At 69.3% G+C, this 17,544-nt stretch carries 17 protein-coding genes and 1 pseudogene; 10 read left to right on the top strand and 8 right to left on the bottom strand.

Annotation, left to right across the window (positions count from 1 at the left end; all coding sequences use genetic code 11):
- Positions 1–102 precede the first annotated feature (102 nt).
- From cpaB to AQ610_RS31000, 5 genes are all read right to left on the bottom strand, one after another.
- Positions 103–948: a Flp pilus assembly protein CpaB gene (gene cpaB / locus AQ610_RS31020; RefSeq protein WP_006028220.1), complete on the bottom strand. Its 846-nt coding sequence runs from the start codon at positions 946–948 to the stop codon at positions 103–105.
- Positions 949–993: 45 nt separating this feature from the next.
- On the bottom strand, positions 994–2,376 hold the full coding sequence (locus tag AQ610_RS31015; protein WP_006028219.1) for a DUF8689 domain-containing protein: 1,383 nt from the start codon (positions 2,374–2,376) through the stop codon (positions 994–996).
- Between the two features lie 41 nt (positions 2,377–2,417).
- Positions 2,418–2,957 carry an A24 family peptidase gene (locus tag AQ610_RS31010; RefSeq protein ID WP_006028218.1) on the bottom strand — a complete coding sequence of 180 codons (540 nt, stop codon included), beginning with the start codon at positions 2,955–2,957 and terminating at the stop codon, positions 2,418–2,420.
- 91 nt (positions 2,958–3,048) lie between these two features.
- Positions 3,049–3,195, bottom strand: a complete 147-nt coding sequence (locus tag AQ610_RS31005; protein WP_009916580.1) for a Flp family type IVb pilin — start codon at positions 3,193–3,195, stop codon at positions 3,049–3,051.
- Positions 3,196–3,372: 177 nt separating this feature from the next.
- Positions 3,373–3,543 (bottom strand): Flp family type IVb pilin, encoded by a 171-nt coding sequence (locus AQ610_RS31000; protein WP_009916579.1) that lies wholly within the window; start codon positions 3,541–3,543, stop codon positions 3,373–3,375.
- Between the two features lie 532 nt (positions 3,544–4,075).
- Here AQ610_RS31000 and AQ610_RS35575 point away from each other — a divergent pair.
- The 7 genes from AQ610_RS35575 (at position 4,076) to AQ610_RS36695 (ending at position 10,677) form a co-directional block, all read left to right on the top strand.
- Positions 4,076–4,597, top strand: a complete 522-nt coding sequence (locus tag AQ610_RS35575) for a hypothetical protein (protein WP_231749028.1) — start codon at positions 4,076–4,078, stop codon at positions 4,595–4,597.
- Positions 4,598–4,660: 63 nt separating this feature from the next.
- Positions 4,661–5,869, top strand: a complete 1,209-nt coding sequence (locus tag AQ610_RS30990) for a glycosyltransferase family 87 protein (protein ID WP_043283022.1) — start codon at positions 4,661–4,663, stop codon at positions 5,867–5,869.
- The gene (locus AQ610_RS30985) at positions 5,866–7,287 is read left to right on the top strand and encodes a glycosyltransferase family 87 protein (protein WP_006028216.1); all 1,422 of its coding nucleotides are present in this window, start codon (positions 5,866–5,868) and stop codon (positions 7,285–7,287) included. The genes AQ610_RS30990 and AQ610_RS30985 overlap by 4 nt, the downstream gene beginning before the upstream one ends.
- Positions 7,272–8,327, top strand: coding sequence for a glycosyltransferase family 2 protein (locus AQ610_RS30980; RefSeq protein ID WP_043282938.1), 1,056 nt, complete (start codon positions 7,272–7,274; stop codon positions 8,325–8,327). The genes AQ610_RS30985 and AQ610_RS30980 overlap by 16 nt, the downstream gene beginning before the upstream one ends.
- A gap of 15 nt (positions 8,328–8,342) precedes the next feature.
- Positions 8,343–9,089, top strand: a complete 747-nt coding sequence (locus tag AQ610_RS30975) for a class I SAM-dependent methyltransferase (protein ID WP_006028214.1) — start codon at positions 8,343–8,345, stop codon at positions 9,087–9,089.
- On the top strand, positions 9,086–9,472 hold the full coding sequence (locus AQ610_RS30970) for a GtrA family protein (protein WP_006028213.1): 387 nt from the start codon (positions 9,086–9,088) through the stop codon (positions 9,470–9,472). Before AQ610_RS30975 ends, AQ610_RS30970 begins: the two co-directional genes overlap by 4 nt.
- Positions 9,473–9,654: 182 nt before the next feature.
- Positions 9,655–10,677, top strand: a complete 1,023-nt coding sequence (locus AQ610_RS36695) for an ABC transporter substrate-binding protein (protein WP_009915966.1) — start codon at positions 9,655–9,657, stop codon at positions 10,675–10,677.
- Here the strand turns inward: AQ610_RS36695 and AQ610_RS36690 are convergent.
- Positions 10,665–10,970, bottom strand: a pseudogene (locus tag AQ610_RS36690) (aldehyde dehydrogenase family protein); the annotation flags it as partial. The gene AQ610_RS36695 and the pseudogene AQ610_RS36690 overlap by 13 nt on opposite strands.
- 219 nt (positions 10,971–11,189) lie before the next feature.
- On the opposite strand from AQ610_RS36690, the gene AQ610_RS30960 reads away from it, so the two are divergent.
- A complete protein-coding gene (locus tag AQ610_RS30960) occupies positions 11,190–13,082 on the top strand; it encodes a DUF3857 domain-containing transglutaminase family protein (protein ID WP_006028211.1) in 1,893 nt (630 codons plus the stop codon).
- A gap of 51 nt (positions 13,083–13,133) precedes the next feature.
- Here AQ610_RS30960 and tagH read toward each other — a convergent pair whose 3' ends face one another.
- Positions 13,134–14,537 (bottom strand): type VI secretion system-associated FHA domain protein TagH, encoded by a 1,404-nt coding sequence (gene tagH / locus AQ610_RS30955; RefSeq protein WP_006028210.1) that lies wholly within the window; start codon positions 14,535–14,537, stop codon positions 13,134–13,136.
- 54 nt (positions 14,538–14,591) lie between these two features.
- A complete protein-coding gene (locus tag AQ610_RS30950) occupies positions 14,592–15,005 on the bottom strand; it encodes a TssQ family T6SS-associated lipoprotein (protein WP_006028209.1) in 414 nt (137 codons plus the stop codon).
- 641 nt (positions 15,006–15,646) lie between these two features.
- Here AQ610_RS30950 and tssJ point away from each other — a divergent pair.
- Both tssJ and tssK read left to right on the top strand, forming a co-directional pair.
- Positions 15,647–16,165 (top strand): type VI secretion system lipoprotein TssJ, encoded by a 519-nt coding sequence (tssJ, locus tag AQ610_RS30945; RefSeq protein ID WP_009915961.1) that lies wholly within the window; start codon positions 15,647–15,649, stop codon positions 16,163–16,165.
- Entirely contained in the window at positions 16,162–17,544 is a 1,383-nt protein-coding gene (gene tssK / locus AQ610_RS30940) for a type VI secretion system baseplate subunit TssK (RefSeq protein ID WP_006028207.1), read from the top strand. Before tssJ ends, tssK begins: the two co-directional genes overlap by 4 nt.

The following is a 17,544-nucleotide window of genomic DNA, read 5'->3' as shown; positions in this document are numbered from 1 at the left end:
TCCCCAGTGCCCGGCGCAGTGCGCCGGGTTTGACTATCAAAGCTGCCGGAACGCAAACGGGCAGCGGAAACGCCAGGCATCGTCAGTGCTTTGCCACTTGTGTCAGAAACATTCGACGCTGCCCGTCACGCCGGACAACACGCCGACGCAGTCGCGGCCGGCCGCGCCGCGCGCATGCGCGACGACGCGCATGCGCACGGGACGCGGTTGCGCGGCGGGCGCCGCGACGCTCGCTGGCACGGCCGCCGGCTGGCCGAGCAGCGTGTTCTTCGTCGCGCCGCCGGTGTTCAGCGCGTCCTTGTCGATCTGGTTGCGCAGCACGAGCGACAGCGTGCCGACGCTGCGCGCGAGATCGAGCTTCTCCGCCTGGTCGGGCGACACTTCGAGCGTGACCGCGTTGACGACCTTCGGCGCGGTGTCGTCGCGGCTCACCTGCTGCGCGACGGCGAGCACGAGGATCTTCTCGAGCACGATCTTCGAGATGCTCTGCTGCGGATCGGCCTTCGACTGTTCCTGCGTGTTGACGATCACGTCGACGTAGTTGCCCGGCAGCGCGAAGCCCGCGACGCCGACCACGTCGTTCACGCGCACGGTGATCGCGCGGTGCCCGGGGGCGATCACGGCGGACAGGCCGCCCTTCGTGCCGATGGGCGCGAGCTTCGTGCCGAGCACGGGCTCGCCGCGCGCAAGGCTCGTGCGCACGACGCGGCCTTCGAGCGGCTTGAGATCGGTGAACGCGCCGGGCGGCACGCTGGCCGTCGGCCAGTTGACGATGCGCAACTGGTTCGGGCCGAGCGGCTCGCCGAGGTTCACGTCGGTCGCGGCGACCGCGACGGGTGTGACGGCGCTGCTCGAGGTCTGCACGAGCCATCGCGAAGCGAAGGCGACGGCGGCCAGCCCCGCCAGGATGGCGATGGCGAGCATCGTGAATGCGCGACTGTTTTTCATGGCGGTACTCCTCGCTAGTCGTATCAAGAGCCAATGGGCCGGACGCTACCAATCGCGATCCGCATCCGGCGGGGTGAACGGCGGTTCGTCGGGCGCCGAGCCGAAGAAACTGCGCCACGCCTCATGCAGCGCCTGTGGCGTGACCGCGGGCGCGTCGCCGCGATAGCGCACGGACGCCGCGACGAGCCGCAGCAGGTCGCCCGGATAGCACGCGAGAAACGGCATCCGTGCGGGTTCGTGCAGGTGTCGCAGCAGGTAGTCGAACGTCGATGGGTCCGAGCTGAGCGCGAGCGCCGCGCAGTTCGCGTCGTACACGTCGCGGTAGCGCTCGACGGGCAGCGGCCCGACGTGCAGCTTCGAGCCGAGCCGCCGCAGGAACGCGTCGTCGCTGAACTGCGCGGGCGTGAGGTTGCTCGAGAACACGGGCCACACGTCGAACGGCATTTCGAGCCGCACGCCGCTCACGAACGTGAGCTGATCGACGTTGCGATCGAGCGGCATCAGCCAGCGGTTGAGCAGGTCGCGCGGCGCGATGCGCTGGCGGCCGAGGTCGTCGACGATATAGAGGCCCATGTTCGCCTTCACGTGCGGCGGCGCCTGGTAGTAGCCCGTCGAATCGTCGCGGCGCAGGTCGAGCTCGGTGAGCGTGAGCTCGCCGCCCGAGAGCACGACGGGCCGGCGGCAGAGGCGCCAGCGGCGGTCGCCGTTCGCGCCGTCGGCCGCGCGCGGCGCGTCGACGTGCACGAGCGGATCGTGAATCCTGATGATCTCGCCCGACGCATGGATCGCGTACGGAATCGGCACGTTGCCGCGCAGCAGCGCGCCGAGGCGCTCGGCGAGATAGGTCTTGCCGCTGCCCGCCGGGCCGTAGATCAGGAGCGGCCGGCCCGCGTTCATCGACGCGGCCGCCGCGTCGAGCATCGCCGGCTCGATCGCGACGCCGTTGAACGCCGCGTGCGCGTCGGTGCGCGAGATCGTCACAAGGCGCACCGAGTGCGCGGCGACGCTCGCGACATACGCGTCGTGCGTGACGGGCGCCGGGCCGCAGTAGCTGTTGCGCGCCTTTTCCTCGAGCGCGAGCGCGCGGCCGAGGTCGGTCAGGCGCAGCGTCAGGTCGATGTCGGACAGGCCGCGGTGCGTGACTTCGATCAGGCGCTCGCACGCGAGGAACGTCAGCACTTCGTCGAGCGCGGCGGGCGGCAGACAGTGACGCTCGACGAGCTCGGTCAGGCTCGAGCGTCCGTGCGCGAGCATCGATTTCAGCAACAGCGCCGCGACGAAGGCTTCGTTCAGGCCGGTTTCCGCGAGCGTGCGCGGCGCGGCCGGCAAGCGCGCGGCCTGCCTTGCGCGGTACGTGCGCAGCGACGGCGGCTCCGGCAGATGGGCGATCTGCACGTCGTGTCGCGGTTCTGCTTGATCCAGGTTCATGGTCGCTCCAAATCGTTGAGTGAGAGTCAGCATGCGTTGCGTCAGGCCGCCGCCGCGAACAGCACGCCGAGCGTGCCGATCGCGATCGCGACGCCGTATGGCAGCGTCCCGACCGAGTCGATCCCGGGTGCGGCGCGCGCGGCCGACGGATCGCGCAGCAGCGCCGCGCCCGCGAACAGGTGGCGCAGGTTCGCGAGCAGCTTGCGCAAGCGGCGGCGCCTGGCCACGACCGCGAGCGCCCATGCGCCGCCGACGACGAACGTCGCGAGCGCGATGTGCAGCGCGAGCGTCGGGCCGACCCACGCGCCGATCGCGAGCATCAGCTTCACGTCGCCCGCCGCCATTCCCCGCACGACATAGAACGGCAGCAGCAGGCCGGCGCCGGTGGCGGCGCCCGCGAGCCACGCGACGAAGCCGTTGTGCGGGCCGGGCAGCGCGCATTGCACGATGAGCGCACCCACGAGGCCCAGCGCGATCAGTCGGTTGGGAATGCGCCGGCTCGCCAGATCGATGCTGGCCGCGACGACTGCGAGCAGCGTCGCGCACAGCGGGATCGGTTGCGGCGGCAGGGCGGAAAGCATGGAAGGCCTCGCGTCTAATTCAATGGTTCGATGAGCCGCTTCGGTGACGCCAGCCGGCGTGCCGGGCTGGCGCATCCAGGCGGGTTTGAGATCACACATCCGAAGCGACGGTGCTGAACACCGATTGCAGATTGGTGCCGACGACCTGCACCGCGCCGATGATCACGATCGCGATGAGCGATGCGATCAGCGCGTATTCGATCGCGGACACCGCCGATTCGTCGCGCAGCCAGCACATGAACGCGTGAGCGGGACGTGCGCCGAGCGGCTGCGGACGGGCCGACTTCCGGCAAAAGGACTGGGTTCTCATGTGTCGCTCCTCAGCGGTATCGAACGGAACATCGAAGGGAAACGCACGCGCGGAAAGCGACGGACGGCGTGTTGCGCAAAGCCATCCGTCCTTCCGGCGACGCCCTTACAGATCGCTGCCGATCGTCGTGAAGACGGAATTGAGGTCGGTACCGACCGCCTTGACCGCACCGATGATCACAACCGCGATCAAAGCGGCGATCAGGCCATATTCGATGGCGCTGACGCCGCCTTCGTCGCGAACGAACTGCTTGGCGTATTGAATGAGGCTGGACATGACTCTCTCCTTTCGGATGACTAATAAAACCCTTGCCGGAGACGGCGCGGGACGTACAACGGGAACTGCTTCAACTGCAAGGCACAACAAGGCACTACGGGCACTGCAAGGCACTGCTGGAAAGCGGATCGCGGATCAGAACAGCCGCACCGGGGCCTGCACGCGAATGCATGCGCCGGCGCGGACGGAACGATCGGCGGGATGGGGCTTGCCGGCGCGTGCGCATGAATCGATGCGCGCTGCGCGGCGCCACCCTGGAAAAACGCGGAAGCGACGGCCGTTTCGGCCGGCGGCGGGATCGCGAGCGACGGCGACTGCGCGCGCCGCTTCGCTGCTGGAGCGGCCGAGAAGCCGCTGAACGGTATAAGTGAGCATTGCCTTCACCCCGGTATTCACAACAAGCAATTTTTTCCAAGCACTCGGCCGCAGCCGGTGCCCCGCTGGTCGAACGGCGACTGCCCTGTACGCATCCGGCGCCGTACTCGCGTGCGTGGCGCCGGATGCGACCCCGTGGGTGACGTCGGCGAGATTCTTGTCTGCTGGTCTGGTTGCCGTGAATTCGCCGATCGTCGCGTCGTCGTTTGCCGCGCAGGACGTTTCGCAAGGAGTGGGCCAGCTTTCGGGAAGACGCGGCGGGGCAAGGGCGAGCGGCTCATCGATGCAACGTGCCGGGCATGATGCGGCGCAGAAGGTTTCGGTTCTGATACGCGCGAGCGCGCCGCCGCGCGCCGCCGCCGCCCGCGAACGCCCGCCGGGCAAGGCACAAAAAATTTTGTCGGGACTTTCCCTGAACCGGGCATCCGTGAACGGAGCCGTGCCGCGCGACTTCGGCGCAGACGTCCGGCGGCGGAAAGTGTTTCAACTCCGTAACGCGAGCGCGTCCGTTCGTCATTTTTCATGCGGAATCCGCCGTTTCCGGCCGGCCCGCTGCGATATCGCGCGCCGCCGCGATTTGCATCGGCTCGCTTTTTTTTCTAACAATGGAAGCGCGACGGCGTCGTACGAACAAGAACGTCGTCCGAACGAATCGACAAAAAAAAATCGACGCGTTTGAACAGAACGCTTAATCACACATCGGGGCATCATGGATCTTGCGAATCGGGGAACATGCTTCGGCATGTTGCGCTCAGGCGGATGGCTGACCAGCGATCGCGTGCTCGCCTACGGCGGCGCGACGCTGATTCTCAGCATCGCGCTGCTGGGCGCGTGGGGTTGGGCGACGAGCGGTTTCACCGCGAACACGACCGTTCGGCCGGGCATCGATTTCACGGTGTTCTGGAGCGGATCGCACACGATGCTGCACGGCGCGCCCGCAACCGTCTACGACTATCCGGCATTCTCCCGCACCGAAGCGGCGCAGCTCGGCGCGTACGTGAACCGCAGCTTTCTGCCCTGGGTGTATCCGCCGACGCTGCTCGTGCTCGTCACGCCGCTCGCGCTGCTGCCTTACGTGCCGTCGCTGTTGCTCTTCTGCGCGCTCGGCCTCGTCGCGTATGCGAAGAGCGTCGGCGCGCTGTCCGGGTTGCGCGACCGGTTGTCGAATCCGCGTCTCGCATCGTTCGTGATCCTGTCTTTCCCGGGCGTGCTCGTTGCGGCCGTCATCGGACAGAATTCGCTGCTCACGGCCGCGTGCGCGGCGCTCGCGGTCCGGCTGCTCGCGAAGCGCCCGGCGCTCGCGGGGCTTTGCATCAGCCTGCTCGCGGTCAAGCCGCAGATGGCGCTGCTGTTTCCGCTTTTGCTCGTCGCGACGCGCGCATGGCGCGCGTGCTTCGCCGCCGCCGCGGGCACGCTCGTCTTCGCGGCGGCGAGCGTCGCCGTTTGCGGCACGGCGTCCGTGCATGCGTTCCTGTCGGGCGCGACGATGCTGCGCGAGCTCGTGCTCGAGCAAGGCGCGCAGTACTGGCTTGCGTCGCCGGCGCCGTTCTCGGCGATGCGGCTCGCCGGCGCGTCACTGCATGCCGCGTATGCGGTGCAGATCGGCATCGGCGTGCTCGCGGCCGTCGCTGCGCTGGACGTCTGGCTGCGCACGGGCGACACGCGGCTGCGCGCGGCCGGGCTCGCGGTCGCGACGCTGCTCGCGACGCCGTATCTGTGGCATTACGAGCTCGCGTGGCTCGGCATCGCGCTGTTCGGCGTGCTTGCGTGCGCGCTCGACACCGGCTGGCTGCCCGGCGAGCAGCCGGTGTTCGTCGCCGGCTGGCTGTTGCCGTTCTTCGAGTTCTTCAATCGCGCGACGCATTTCCCGCAGTTCGGGCCCGTCGTGCTGCTCGCCGTGCTGCTCGTCGTCGCGCGCCGCGCGCGAGCGATGCCGGGAGTCGCGCGATGAAAGCGCATCCGCACGGCCACGCGGCGGCGCATCGCGACGTCGAATGCCCGGAGCTGCCGGCCGCGGGCCCGCACCGCCGTCCGCACTGGCTGGGCGCGAAGCGGGTGCGGACCTACGCGATCGCGGCGCTCGTCTGCTATGCAGCGTTCGGCGGCATCTATCTGGTTCGCTGGCTGTCGGGCGGGCTCGGCTCGCCGCTGCCGCCGATGCTCGACTTCGTGCCGACCTGGAGCGCCGCGCGGCTCGCGGTGCACGGCCACGCGGCCGACGCCTGGCGCTTTTCGGCGCTGCATGCGGCTGAGCTGCAGGCGGCGCCGTCGATGCGCGGCATGCGCGGCGTGCTGCTGTGGCTCTATCCGCCGCAGACGCTGCTGCTCGTCGCGCCGCTCGGCTGGCTGCCGTATCCGGTCGCGGCGCTCGCGTGGGCCGCGGGCATGGGCGCGCTGTTCGTCGCGACGGTGCGCGCGATCGTGCCGCGCCGCCTCGCGGCGCTCTGCGCGCTCGCGTTTCCCGGCACGTTCTTCGTCGCGCTCATCGGCCAGAACAGCCTGCTGACGGCCGCGCTCGCCGGCTTCGGCCTCGTCGCGCTGCGCCGCCGCCCGGCGCTCGCCGGATGTTGCTTCGGGCTCCTCGTCATCAAGCCGCAGCTCGCGCTGCTGTTTCCGCTCGCGCTGTTGTGCGCGTCGCAATGGCGCGCATTGGGCGCATGGGCCGCGACGGTCGCGCTCGTCGCCGCGCTGAGCACGCTCGCGTTCGGCTTCGGCGCATGGGCCGCATTCGCGCACGGCGCGGCGTCCGCATTGCAGACGATCGGCGCCGGGCAGGCGGCGCTCGCGCGGATTCCGACGTTCTTCGCGATGGCAACGTTCGCCGGCCTGCCGCCTTTCGCCGCGCAACTGTTGCAGGCGGCGTCGATCGCGTTCGCGGCCGCCGCGGTGATCTACGCGTGGCGCGGCGCGAGCGCGCATGCGCTGCGCTCGGCCGCGCTCGTCTGCGCGAGCCTGCTCGTGAGCCCGTATCTGTACGACTACGACCTCGCGTGGTACGGGCTCGTGATCGCGTGGGCCGTGCGCCACGCGCGCACGGAAGGCTGGCGGCCGCTCGAGCGCGAAGGGCTCGCGGCACTCGCGCCGATGCCGCTGGCGGGGCTTGTCGCGATCGAGCCGCTGGGGTTCCAGTTCCTGCCGCTCGTGACGGCGGGCACGCTCGCGGCGATCGTGTGCCGCATCGCGCGCGAGCGCCGCGGCGCGCCGTGTCTGCCCGGCGACGAAGACGCGGCGGACGCGATCGATTCGGTTCGTTTCATCGCGGCGCGCGGCGCATCGGACGCCGCGCCGCGGCGCACGCGGGCGGCGGCGCCGCTTGCCGGCCGCGGCCGCTACGGGGTTCAGGGAGAAGCATCATGCGGGATCAGATGAACATACCGCTCATTTCGCTCGTCGTGCCGTTCTACAACGAGGGCGACGCGGTCACGCGGTTCTTCGCGGAAGTCGTGCCGCTGATGGAGGCGATCGAATCGATCCGCTTCGAGATCGTCTGCGTGAACGACGGCAGCCGCGACGACACGCTCGAGCAGCTCGTCGCCGTCGGTGCGCAGGACCCGCGCGTGCGCGTGATCGATCTGACGCGCAACTTCGGCAAGGAGGCCGCGCTGACGGCGGGCCTCGACGAAGCGAACGGCGACGCGGTGATACCGATCGACGCGGATCTGCAGGACCCGCCGAGCCTGATCCCGGTGATGATCGACCATTGGCGCGAAGGCGCGGAGGTCGTCGCGGCGAAGCGCAGCAACCGCGCGTGCGACACGTTCGCGAAGCGCACCGCCGCCGCGCTCTATTACCGCGTGCACAATGCGTTGTCCGAAGTGAAGCTGCCCGTCAACGTCGGCGATTTCCGGCTGATGGACCGGCAGGTCGTCAACGCGCTGCGCAGCCTGCCGGAGCGCCGGCGCTTCATGAAGGGGCTGTTCGCGTGGGTCGGCTACCGGACCGTGATCGTCGAGTACCAGCGCGAGGCGCGCTGTGCGGGCCACTCGAAATTCTCCGGCTGGAAGCTCTGGAACTTCGCGCTCGAAGGGATCACGAGCTTCAGCACGGTGCCGCTGCGAAGCTGGACCTACATCGGGCTTGGCATCGCCGCGCTCGCGTTCCTGTACGGCGGGTTCATCGTCGCGCGCACGCTGTGGATGGGCAATCCGGTGCCGGGCTACGCGTCGCTGATTTCGGTGATGCTGTTCATCGGCGGGATCGAGCTGATCGGCATCGGCGTCGTCGGCGAGTACATCGGGCGCATCTATTACGAATCGAAGGAGCGGCCGATCTACCTCGTGCGCCGCCGTTATCAGGCGCGCACGAAGGTGAGCGCGCTGCCCGCCGCCGCGGCGCGCGCCGCGCACGGCGCGCGGATCGAGTTTGCGCGGCGCCGCGCAATGCCGCGCGAGCGCGCCGCAAGCCGCTGACCGAAGGAGGACGCCATGTCACCCGACGCTTATCTGCAAATGGCCGCCACCGAAACGACGCACTGGTGGTTCCGCGCACGGCGCGACATCCTGCGTGCGCTGCTCGTGGGTCTCGGGCTGCCGGCGGGCGCGCGCATCCTCGAGATCGGCTCGGGCACGGGCGGCAATCTCGGCATGCTCGAGGCGTTCGGCGCGGTGAGCGCGCTCGAGATGGACGACACCGCGCGCGCGATCGCGAACCGCAGGACCGGCTGGCGATTCGACATCCGCGCGGGCCGCTGCCCGGACGACGTGCCGTTCGGCGACCAGCGCTTCGATCTGATCTGCTTCTTCGACTGCCTCGAACACATCGAAGACGACGCGGCCGCGCTGCGCCGCGTGAGCGACTATCTCGCGCCGGGCGGCGCGATCGTCGTCACGGTGCCGGCGTACCAGTGGCTATGGAGCGCGCACGACACGTTCCTCCATCACTACCGGCGCTACGACCGCGCGGCGCTCGAACGCTGCGCGCGGGCGGCCGATTGCATGATCGTGCGCAGCTCGTACTTCAACACGCTGCTGTTCCCGCTCGCCGTCGTAGCGCGAACGGTCGACCGGCTGCTGAACCGCGCGCGCTCGAGCGGCGACGCGCTCGGGCCGCGCGCGGTCAACGCGGCGCTGTACCGGATCTTCCGCACCGAGCGCGGCTGGCTGCCGAAGCACTCGCTGCCGTTCGGCGTGTCGTTGTTCGCGGTCCTGACGAAGCGCAGCGAGCCGCGATGAGCGCCGTCGCCGACATCGGCATGCGCGCGCGGATCGTGCGCTTCGGCGTGTCCGGCGCGGCGTCCACCGCGCTGCACGCGGCGATCGCCGGCGCGCTGATGGGCGCGTTCGCCGCGAGCGCGGTGCAGGCGAACGCGGTCGCGTTCGTTTGCGCGACGGGCGCGTCGTATCTGCTGAACACGCTGTGGAGCTTTTCCGCGCCGCTGCGCTGGCGCAACGTCGCGCGCTTCGTCGCCGTGTCGGCTGCGGGACTGATGCTGACGATGGCGATCTCGCACGGCGTGCAGGCGCTCGGCGTCGCGCCCGCGTGGAGCATCGCGGCCGTCGTCGTGCTCGTGCCGCCGCTGACGTTCGCGATGCATCGGCTCTGGACGTATCGCTGACGGCGCGCGCACGCCGAGGTGCACATGCGAGGCGCTGCATCGTCGAAGCGTGCGCGCGATGCGCATTCCCGATAAGCATTTCGCAAATCGATGTTTGTTCCGCATCGGCGGATTCCCTAAGCTTGGCGACTCGTCCGTCGCGCGATCGTGCGCGGCGGCGTTTCTTCGGGAGGCCTCCGCCGATGAGCCGTTACGCTGCTCCGCCGTCGTTCGCCGCACGTCGCCGTGCGTTGCGACGCCTTGCCGCCGCATCGTGCGCGGCATTCTCCGGCCGCGTCGCGCCGGCGTTCGCGGTGCAGCGGACAGAGGCCGGCGCGACGGATGCCGACGTATCCGGCGTGACGCTCGTGCTCGGCGATCAGGCGGGCGGCCTGCGCGCGCTCGCCGAAGCGGCGCGCGTGCTGAACGACACGCCGTATCGGTTTCGCTGGGCGAATTTCCAGGGCGCGGCGCCGCTCTTCGAAGCGCAGCGCGCGGGCGCGATCGACGTCGCGCCCGCGGGCGACCTGCCGGTGCTCGCCGCCGCGCTCGGCGATCCGGCGCTGCGAATCGTCGCGACGCGCGTGGGCTCGCCGGCGTCGCTCGGCATCGTCGTGCAGCCCGATTCGCCGGTGCGCGGCGTTGCGGATCTGAAAGGGCGGACCGTTGTCGTCTCGTCCGCGCGCGGCAGCATTTCGCAGTACCAGCTCTATGGCGCGCTCGAAGAGCGCGGGCTGTCTCGGCAGGACGTCGAAGTGCGGTTCGTGCTGCCCGTCGATGCGTTCGCCGCGTTCGAGGCGAAGCGGATCGACGCCTGGGCGACGTTCGATCCGTATTACGGGCACGTCGTCCGGCGCGGCGCGCGCGTCGTGCGCGACGGCAGCGGCATCAATTCGGGCCTCGCGCTCCTCACGTCGCCCGTCGGCACGCTCGAAGACCGCGCGAAGCGCGCGGCGCTCGTCGACGCGCTCGCGCGCCTCGAACGGGCGGGACGATGGGCGCTCGCGCATCCGGACGATTACGCGAAGGTCTACGCGTCGCTCACGCGCTTGCCGCTCGACGCGGCCGCCGACATCACGCGCCGCGCGGCGCTCGCGCAACGGGCGGTCGGCGCGGCCGATGTCGCGACGCTGCAGCGGGTTGCCGATCGCGCGGTGCGCGACGCGATCCTGCCGAGCCGCGTCGACGTCGCGTCGATCGCGGTGCAGCGCATCGGCGCGGCTTGATTCGCGGGCGGGCCTTCGTTGATGCCGACGATTCCCGCTTCGAGCCGCGACGACACGCGCGCGATCCGCCGTCCGTCCTGTGCGTAAAAGTACGCGGCGAGACCATAGGGCGTGTCGTTCGCGGCGGCGATCGCTTCCTCTTCGGTCGCGAAGCGGAATAACGCAACGACCGGCCCGAACGTCTCTTCGCCGCAGAGCTGCATGCCGGGCGCGGCGTCGGCGGGCACGGTCGGCGCGTAGAAATGCGGGCCGAGTTCAGGCATGCGCCGCCCGCACGCCAGCACGCGCGTCGACGGCGGGATCGTGCGGGCGATGCGAGGCGCTCGGCGCGTGGTGAGCATGCCGCAATCGGCCCGCCGCATTCCCGGCTGATTGCCGCAAGCCGGCGCGGCGCGCCTTGACGCGCGCGTGAGCGCGGCCGACACTGACTCGGCCGGCGAACGGGGGCTCGCGCCTTCGTCCGCCTCCGTTCGTCACGACGATTCGCCCTCCATTCGCACAGGTCCGTTGCGATGTACGTTTTGATCCGATTGTCTTGCGTCGCGTGCGCGGGCCTGTTCATCGGCTGCGCGAGCGCATCGCCGATCGAGCCCGACGCCGCCGACGCCGCGCCCGCGACCGTCGTGAGCGACGTCCACGTGTTCGTCGTCCAGCGCGACGGCTCCGTCGACGAGCACGACGATTCGACGCTGCGCGCGAACACCGCGAGCGGCATCGACGACGTCGCGCAGCGCTACGTGTGGTTCAACAAGGACATCGACCGCGTCGAGCTGCTGCACGCCGAGACGATCGACCGCGCGGGCGTCGCGCACCCGGTCGGCCCGGAGGCGATTCGCGACGTGCAGGAGCCGCGCTCCGCCGGCGCGCCGTTCTTCGAGGACGGCGTGCTGCGCTCGGTGATCTTTCCGGGCGTCGACGTGGGCGCGCGCACGCGCCTCGTGTTCGGCAAGTCGCGCACGAAGCCGCGCGACCCAGGGTACTTCAGCTACTTCGCCGCGCCGTCGCGCGCGCCCGTCGAAGCGCAGCGCCTGATCTTCGATCTGCCCGCCGACATGCCGCTCTATGCGGACGCGCGCGGCTACGTCGCGCAAGCGCCGGTGACGGAGAACGGCCGCACGCGCTACGAATTCGATTATCGGCACGGCCCGTATCCGCGCATCGAGGACGGCTCGGTCGGCTACGCGACGTACGGCGACCGGCTGATGGTGTCGACGCTGCGCGATTTCGCGGCGTTCGCCGGCCGGTATCGCGCGGCGGCCGTCGACGCGAGCGCGGCCGACCCCGCCGTCGCGCGGCTCGCGGAATCGATCGTCGCGAATGCGGGCGCGTCCGGGCCGCGTGCGAAGGCGCGGGCGATCTACGACTGGGTGCGCACGAACGTGCGCTACGTCGCGCTCTTTCTCGGCGAGACCGCGGCCGCGCCGCACAAGGTGACGGACATCCTGCGCAACCGCTACGGCGACTGCAAGGATCACGTCGCGCTGTTCGGCGCGCTGCTCGCGGCGCTCGGCATACGCAGCGAGCCGGCGCTGCTGAATCTCGGCCCGGTCTACACGCTGCCCGACGTGCCCGGCTACGGCGGCAGCGCGATCAGTCACGCGATCACGTGGCTGCCGGATCTCGGCCTGTTCGCCGACACGACGGTCGGCGGCGTCGAGTTCGGCTATCTGCCGCCCGTCGTGATGGATCGGCCGGCGCTCCTCGTCGACGACGGCGTGCTGTCGCGCACGCCCGCCGCGCAGCCGCGCACGCGCGACGCGCGCCTGCGGATCGACGTCGCGCCGAGCGGGGCCGCGCGCTATCAGTATTACGTCGAGGACGGCGGCTGGACCGCGGAGCTCGAGCGCGGCATGTTCCGGCAGGCGGCGCGCGAGCGCGTGCTGCAGCTCGCGGCCGATCGGCTGCGGCAGAGCGGCTTGAGCGGCACCGCGCGGCTCGGCACGGGCGAGCGCGACGTGACGAGCGGGCCGTTTTCGACATCGATGACGGGAACGCTCGAGCACTTCGCCTGGCCCGACGGCACGACCGCGCTGCCGGCGTTATCGAGCCTCGCGGGCGGCATCGCGACGCAGGTGCGGGGCTGGCTCGCGGAGCCCGTGCGCACGCAGCCGTGGCTGTGCATCGGCGGCGAGTTCGACGAGACCGCGCAGATCGCGTTGCCCGACAACGTGCGCGTGACCGATCTGCCGGCCGATGCGAACGTGCACGATCGCTTCTTCGATTACGAATCGCACTACGTATTCGACGCGGCGGCGCGCGTCGTGCAGATCACGCGGCGCTTGCGCGCGCGCTTCGCGCATCAGGTGTGCTCGCCGGAAGATTTCGATGCGGCGCGCGCGTCGCTCGAGCGCATCGAGCGCGATGCGCTCGCGCAGATCGTCGTGCGCGCGAAGACGCGCGAATAGGGCTTTTTCGATTCGCAGCCCTTCCGAATTCGCGGCGGCGCATCCTCCGGATCAGCGTCGGCAGCGCCCGCGATAGCTCTCGACTTCCGCGTCGTAGGCGGAAAGGAACGCCTTGCCGAACACGGAAGCAAAATCGTCTTCGATCGCGAACAGCGTGTCGCGATGCGTGGTCGCATAGCGGTCCCACAAGCGCGCCTTGTACAGCGCGGGCACGCGCTTCTCGTACCACTGCGGCGCGGTGTCGCGCTCGCGCAGGCGCTGCGGCGAGAAGCGCGTGAGCAGATCCATCAGCGCGGCGCGCATGCCGGCCACCATGCCGAGCTGATGCGCGTGCAGATCCTGGAACGCGTCGGACACCGCGCTTTGCGGCGTCATGAAACCCGGCAGCGGCAGCCCGAACATCTGGCGCAGCACCGCGCCGCCGTCCGGCAGCAGCTTCAGCGGGTTGTTCTCGCGGTCGAGCAGCATCGTCATGTCGGCCTTCACTTCGCGCTTCAGGATGCTGCGCGACGACAGCAGCTCGACCGTGCCGTTCGCGAACAGCGCAAGCAGTTGCCCCGCGACGAACAACTGCTCGGCGGACCAGTGGTGCGGCTCGGCCGCGGTGTCGAGCCCCGCGCCTTCGAAGAACGCCTGCAGCAGCGTCTCGGGCGTCGCCGGCGTCGATGCGCGCACGCGCGACGGCACGTCACCCGCGTCGCGCATGTCGCGTGTATCGCCCGCGTCGCCCGCGTCGCCCGGACGCGCGGCGGCGGGCGTGGCGGACTCCGCCGGCTGCACGCGCACGTGTTGCGTCCATTCGGGCGCGTGATCCGATTGCGTGACGGATGAGGCTGGCGGCCCGCGCCCGTCGCCGTCTCGCGCGGCGCCGGCCTGCGCATCGAGATCGCCCTGCGGCTGCGCGAACAGATCGAGCGGATCGGTCGATAGCTGATGCAGGTCGCGCGGCGCGGCGGACGCCGGCGAATCGCGATCGCGCGGCGGCGCGGCGCCAGGCCGCTCGACGGCCTTGCCGTCCGCGTCCTGCGTCCTGCCGAGCCCGAAGCGATCGTGCAGCAGGCCCCACAGCTTGTTGCTCGCGCCCTTTGTCTGCGCGTGCGAGGCGGCCGCCGCTTCGACGGTGCGCTCGATCGTCGCGTCGTCGGGCTCCGCGCGCAGCAGGTACGGGCCGATCCGGATGATGTCGCCCATGTTCAGGCGCTGCGCCTGCGCATAGCCGATCGGCACGCGGTTCACCTCGATCGTCGATACGCTGCTCAGGTTCTTCAGCAGGCATGCGTCGCCGGCCACTTGCAGCAGCGCCTGCAGGCGCGAGATCTGCCGGGTGTCGTCGCGCAGCACGAGATGATTGTCGCTGTCCCGGCCGATCGTGCCGCCCGGCGGATGAAACACGACGGCGTTGCGGTCGTCGGTGCCGACCGGCTCGCCCGCGTGTTCGATAACGGTCAGTTGCATGTCGATACGTCGGTCGATGGATGAAGCGTTCGCATGGAAACCGATTCGATTCGTTCAGGATGACGACGCATGTTTGCGGCGCGCGTACTCGAACGCCGGCCCCCAGATCGGATGCCCCTTTTCGGCAGGGGACAGATCGAAGCGCGGATTGAGGTCGAGAATTCTCGAGAACTCGGCGCGGCATTGCGTGACGCGTCTCGTCAGGCAATAGCTGAACGCGAGCAGCTTGTGCGCGGCGACCTGCGTGTTGACGTCGGCGCCGTCGACCTCGCGCGCGTGGCCGCCGAGCAGCGCGATCGTGCGCCTGTAGTCGCCTGCGTCGTATGCGGCTTTCGCGCTGTCGAGCGTCGCCTGCGCGACCGATGGCGTCGAAGTCGGGGAGGCCGGGGGCGCCGTGCCCGTGCCGCAGCCGCCCATTCCCGCCAAGAAAAAGCCAAGGAAAATGTAAAGCGAGGCGCGGCCTTTCATTCTTGAATTGACGGTTATAAGTGGAATGGTCGGGGCAATGCAGCATGCCGTTGGATTCTAGTTCCAATAATTGGAAACGGACCGGCTGTTACCTTTTGTTTCAACTTGAAACAATAAGTCGAATTAAAGTCCGGCTCTCGTCCCGGCTTCGCCTTGTGAAGCGCATCAGTTGAACCTATAGTTCGGTGTGCTTTTTGTTTTCGTCGGTTGTTTTGCTGTGCTCATCCCAGTGCGTAAAAGAGCTTGCCGTTTATTTGGCGGCGTAAAGGGCTTGGCACGAATTGAGCTTCGCGGCTCGGCCGCTCGCGGCAGGCGGGCAGCGGGGCGCGTCGCGTTCTCCTGGCTGGCGTCCGCGCAATCGGATCGGGCGGCCGCAACGAATCAGACCTCTGAGCTGTGTCAGGATTTGTCCGTAAGTCATTCAGCGGCCCGAATTCCCGGAAATTTAAATTCGCCGGAAATTATTGGTGGTTTGACCCGTCTTTCAGATCAAAAATTACCGGATGAAATCGCAATGAAAGGACACGGAAATTAGAAATCAACAGGCCCAATAAGATCGTCACCTTATTTCGAATCGATCCGGCTTTTCGCTGCGGCAGGCCGGCGGGCATTTTATTGCGATGCAAGGAAAGAGACAGAAAATGCGACTGCGGTTCAGTGGTTCCGTCGTTCTGGGGTGCGCGTTGCTGCTTGCCGGATGCGGGGCGACGGAGCGTTCCGTTGCCGTGCCGTATTCGATCACGCTCGACGTCGCGCCCGACGTCAATCCGGACATCAATCGCAAGCCGTCGCCGATCGTGCTGAAGGTGTTCCAGTTGAAGACGGCGTCCGCGTTCGAGAGCGCCGATTTCTTCTCGCTGCAGGACAAGCCGGAGAGCGTGCTCGGCGCGGATCTGCTCGGCGTCGACCGGATCATCCTGCGCCCGGGAGACGCGCGCACGCTGCACTACCGCGGCAACGTCGACGCGAGCGCGATCGGCATCGTCGCCGAATATCGCGTGCTCGAGAAGAACCGCTGGCGGATGACGGTGCCGCTGCCGCGCGCGAAGCAACTGAACCTGTACCGATTCTGGCAAACCTCGCCGGGCGAGATGAAGCTGTCGGTCGCCGTGAAGAACGGCGGCGTCGGCCTCGGCGGCGATTCGCGAGTACGTCAATGAACGAGCCGGTATTGTCCGCGACCCCCGCTGCGGCGTTGCGCCAGCGCGTGATCTGGACCGAGGGCATGTTCCTGCGCCCGCAGCATTTCCAGCAGCTCGAGCGGCATTGGGAGCGCTACGTCGGCATGCGCTGCCTGCCGCTGCAGGGCTTCTACTGGGGCTACGACGAACTGCAGATCGACCGCGAGCTGCTCGCGCTCGGCAAGGTCGCGCTGCTTGCCGCAACCGGCGTGATGCGCGACGGCACGCCGTTCGACCTGTCGCATCCGGACGATCGGCCCGAGCCGCTCGACGTGCCCGCCGACGCGAAGGACCAGCTCGTCGTGCTCGCGTTGCCGCTGTGGCGCGGCGGCGCGCAGGAGGTGTCGTTCGGCGGGGACGGCAATGGCAATGCGGACGCGGGATTCGCGCGCTACGTCGTGCGCGAGCACGAGGTCGCCGACGCGAACGAGGTCGCGCTCGGCCCCGCGCTCTTGCAGACCGGGCGGCTGAACGTGCGGCTGATGCTCGAATCGGAGCTGACGGGCGACTGGGAGGCGCTCGGCGCCGTGCGGATCGTCGAGCGGCGCACCGACGGGCGGCTGCTCGTCGACGACGGCTACATTCCGCCGCGGCTCGTCGCGCAGCGCGATCCGGTGCTGCTGCGCCACACGCGCGAGCTGCACGGGCTGCTCACGCAGCGCAGCGAGGCGCTCGGCGGGCGGCTGTCGGAGCCGGGGCGCGGCGGCGTGTCCGAAGTCGCCGATTTCCTGCTGCTGCAACTCGTCAACCGCTATCTGGCGCTTACGTGGCACGCGCAGCAGGACGTCGCCGCGCATCCGGAGACGCTGTTCCGCGACTGGCTCAAGCTCGCGTGCGACCTGAGCACGTTCACCGCGGTGGGCCGGCGGCCGCAGTCGCTCGCCGTCTATCGGCACGACGATCTGCGCACGAGTTTCGGCGAGCTGATGGCGGAGCTGCGCCGCTCGCTGTCGACGGTGCTCGAGCAGAACGCGATCCAGATCGAGCTGCGCGACGCGGGCAACGGAATGAAGGTCGCGACGATCGCCGATCCGGCGCTGCGCGACACCGCGGGCTTCGTGCTCGCGGTGCGCGCCGACGTGCCGGCCGACAGCCTGCGCGTGCGTTTTCCCGCGCAGGCGAAGCTCGGGCCCGTCGAGCGGATTCGCGACCTCGTGCAGTTGCAGTTGCCGGGCATCGCGATGCGGCAACTGCCGGTCGCGCCCCGGCAGATTCCGTATCACGCGGGGCACACGTACTTCGAGATCGACAAGGGCGGCGAGATGTGGAAGCAGCTCGAACGCTCCGGCGGCCTCGCATTTCATTTCGCCGGCGAATTCCCGGGACTCTCGATGGAGTTCTGGGCGATTCGCGGGTGA

The sequence above is a fragment of the Burkholderia humptydooensis genome (genome assembly GCF_001513745.1).
Taxonomy (GTDB): Bacteria; Pseudomonadota; Gammaproteobacteria; order Burkholderiales; family Burkholderiaceae; genus Burkholderia; species Burkholderia humptydooensis.
The sequence above is the reverse complement of the archived record's forward strand: the minus strand, read 5'-3'. Positions and strand labels throughout refer to the sequence as shown.

Bases quoted from the DNA above. Each gene is read 5' to 3' on its own strand.
- AQ610_RS30985 (WP_006028216.1), top strand. From the start codon at position 5,866: ATGAAAGCGCATCCGCACGGCCACGCGGCGGCGCATCGCGACGTCGAA.
- AQ610_RS30970 (WP_006028213.1), top strand. From the start codon at position 9,086: ATGAGCGCCGTCGCCGACATCGGCATGCGCGCGCGGATCGTGCGCTTC.
- AQ610_RS30960 (WP_006028211.1), top strand. From the start codon at position 11,190: ATGTACGTTTTGATCCGATTGTCTTGCGTCGCGTGCGCGGGCCTGTTC.
- tssK (WP_006028207.1), top strand. From the start codon at position 16,162: ATGAACGAGCCGGTATTGTCCGCGACCCCCGCTGCGGCGTTGCGCCAG.
- AQ610_RS31005 (WP_009916580.1), bottom strand. From the start codon at position 3,195: ATGTGCTGGCTGCGCGACGAATCGGCGGTGTCCGCGATCGAATACGCG.
- AQ610_RS31015 (WP_006028219.1), bottom strand. From the start codon at position 2,376: ATGAACCTGGATCAAGCAGAACCGCGACACGACGTGCAGATCGCCCAT.
- tssJ (WP_009915961.1), top strand. From the start codon at position 15,647: ATGCGACTGCGGTTCAGTGGTTCCGTCGTTCTGGGGTGCGCGTTGCTG.
- AQ610_RS31000 (WP_009916579.1), bottom strand. From the start codon at position 3,543: ATGTCCAGCCTCATTCAATACGCCAAGCAGTTCGTTCGCGACGAAGGC.
- AQ610_RS30990 (WP_043283022.1), top strand. From the start codon at position 4,661: ATGTTGCGCTCAGGCGGATGGCTGACCAGCGATCGCGTGCTCGCCTAC.
- AQ610_RS31010 (WP_006028218.1), bottom strand. From the start codon at position 2,957: ATGCTTTCCGCCCTGCCGCCGCAACCGATCCCGCTGTGCGCGACGCTG.
- AQ610_RS30980 (WP_043282938.1), top strand. From the start codon at position 7,272: ATGCGGGATCAGATGAACATACCGCTCATTTCGCTCGTCGTGCCGTTC.
- tagH (WP_006028210.1), bottom strand. From the start codon at position 14,537: ATGCAACTGACCGTTATCGAACACGCGGGCGAGCCGGTCGGCACCGAC.
- AQ610_RS30975 (WP_006028214.1), top strand. From the start codon at position 8,343: ATGTCACCCGACGCTTATCTGCAAATGGCCGCCACCGAAACGACGCAC.
- AQ610_RS36695 (WP_009915966.1), top strand. From the start codon at position 9,655: ATGAGCCGTTACGCTGCTCCGCCGTCGTTCGCCGCACGTCGCCGTGCG.
- cpaB (WP_006028220.1), bottom strand. From the start codon at position 948: ATGAAAAACAGTCGCGCATTCACGATGCTCGCCATCGCCATCCTGGCG.
- AQ610_RS30950 (WP_006028209.1), bottom strand. From the start codon at position 15,005: ATGAAAGGCCGCGCCTCGCTTTACATTTTCCTTGGCTTTTTCTTGGCG.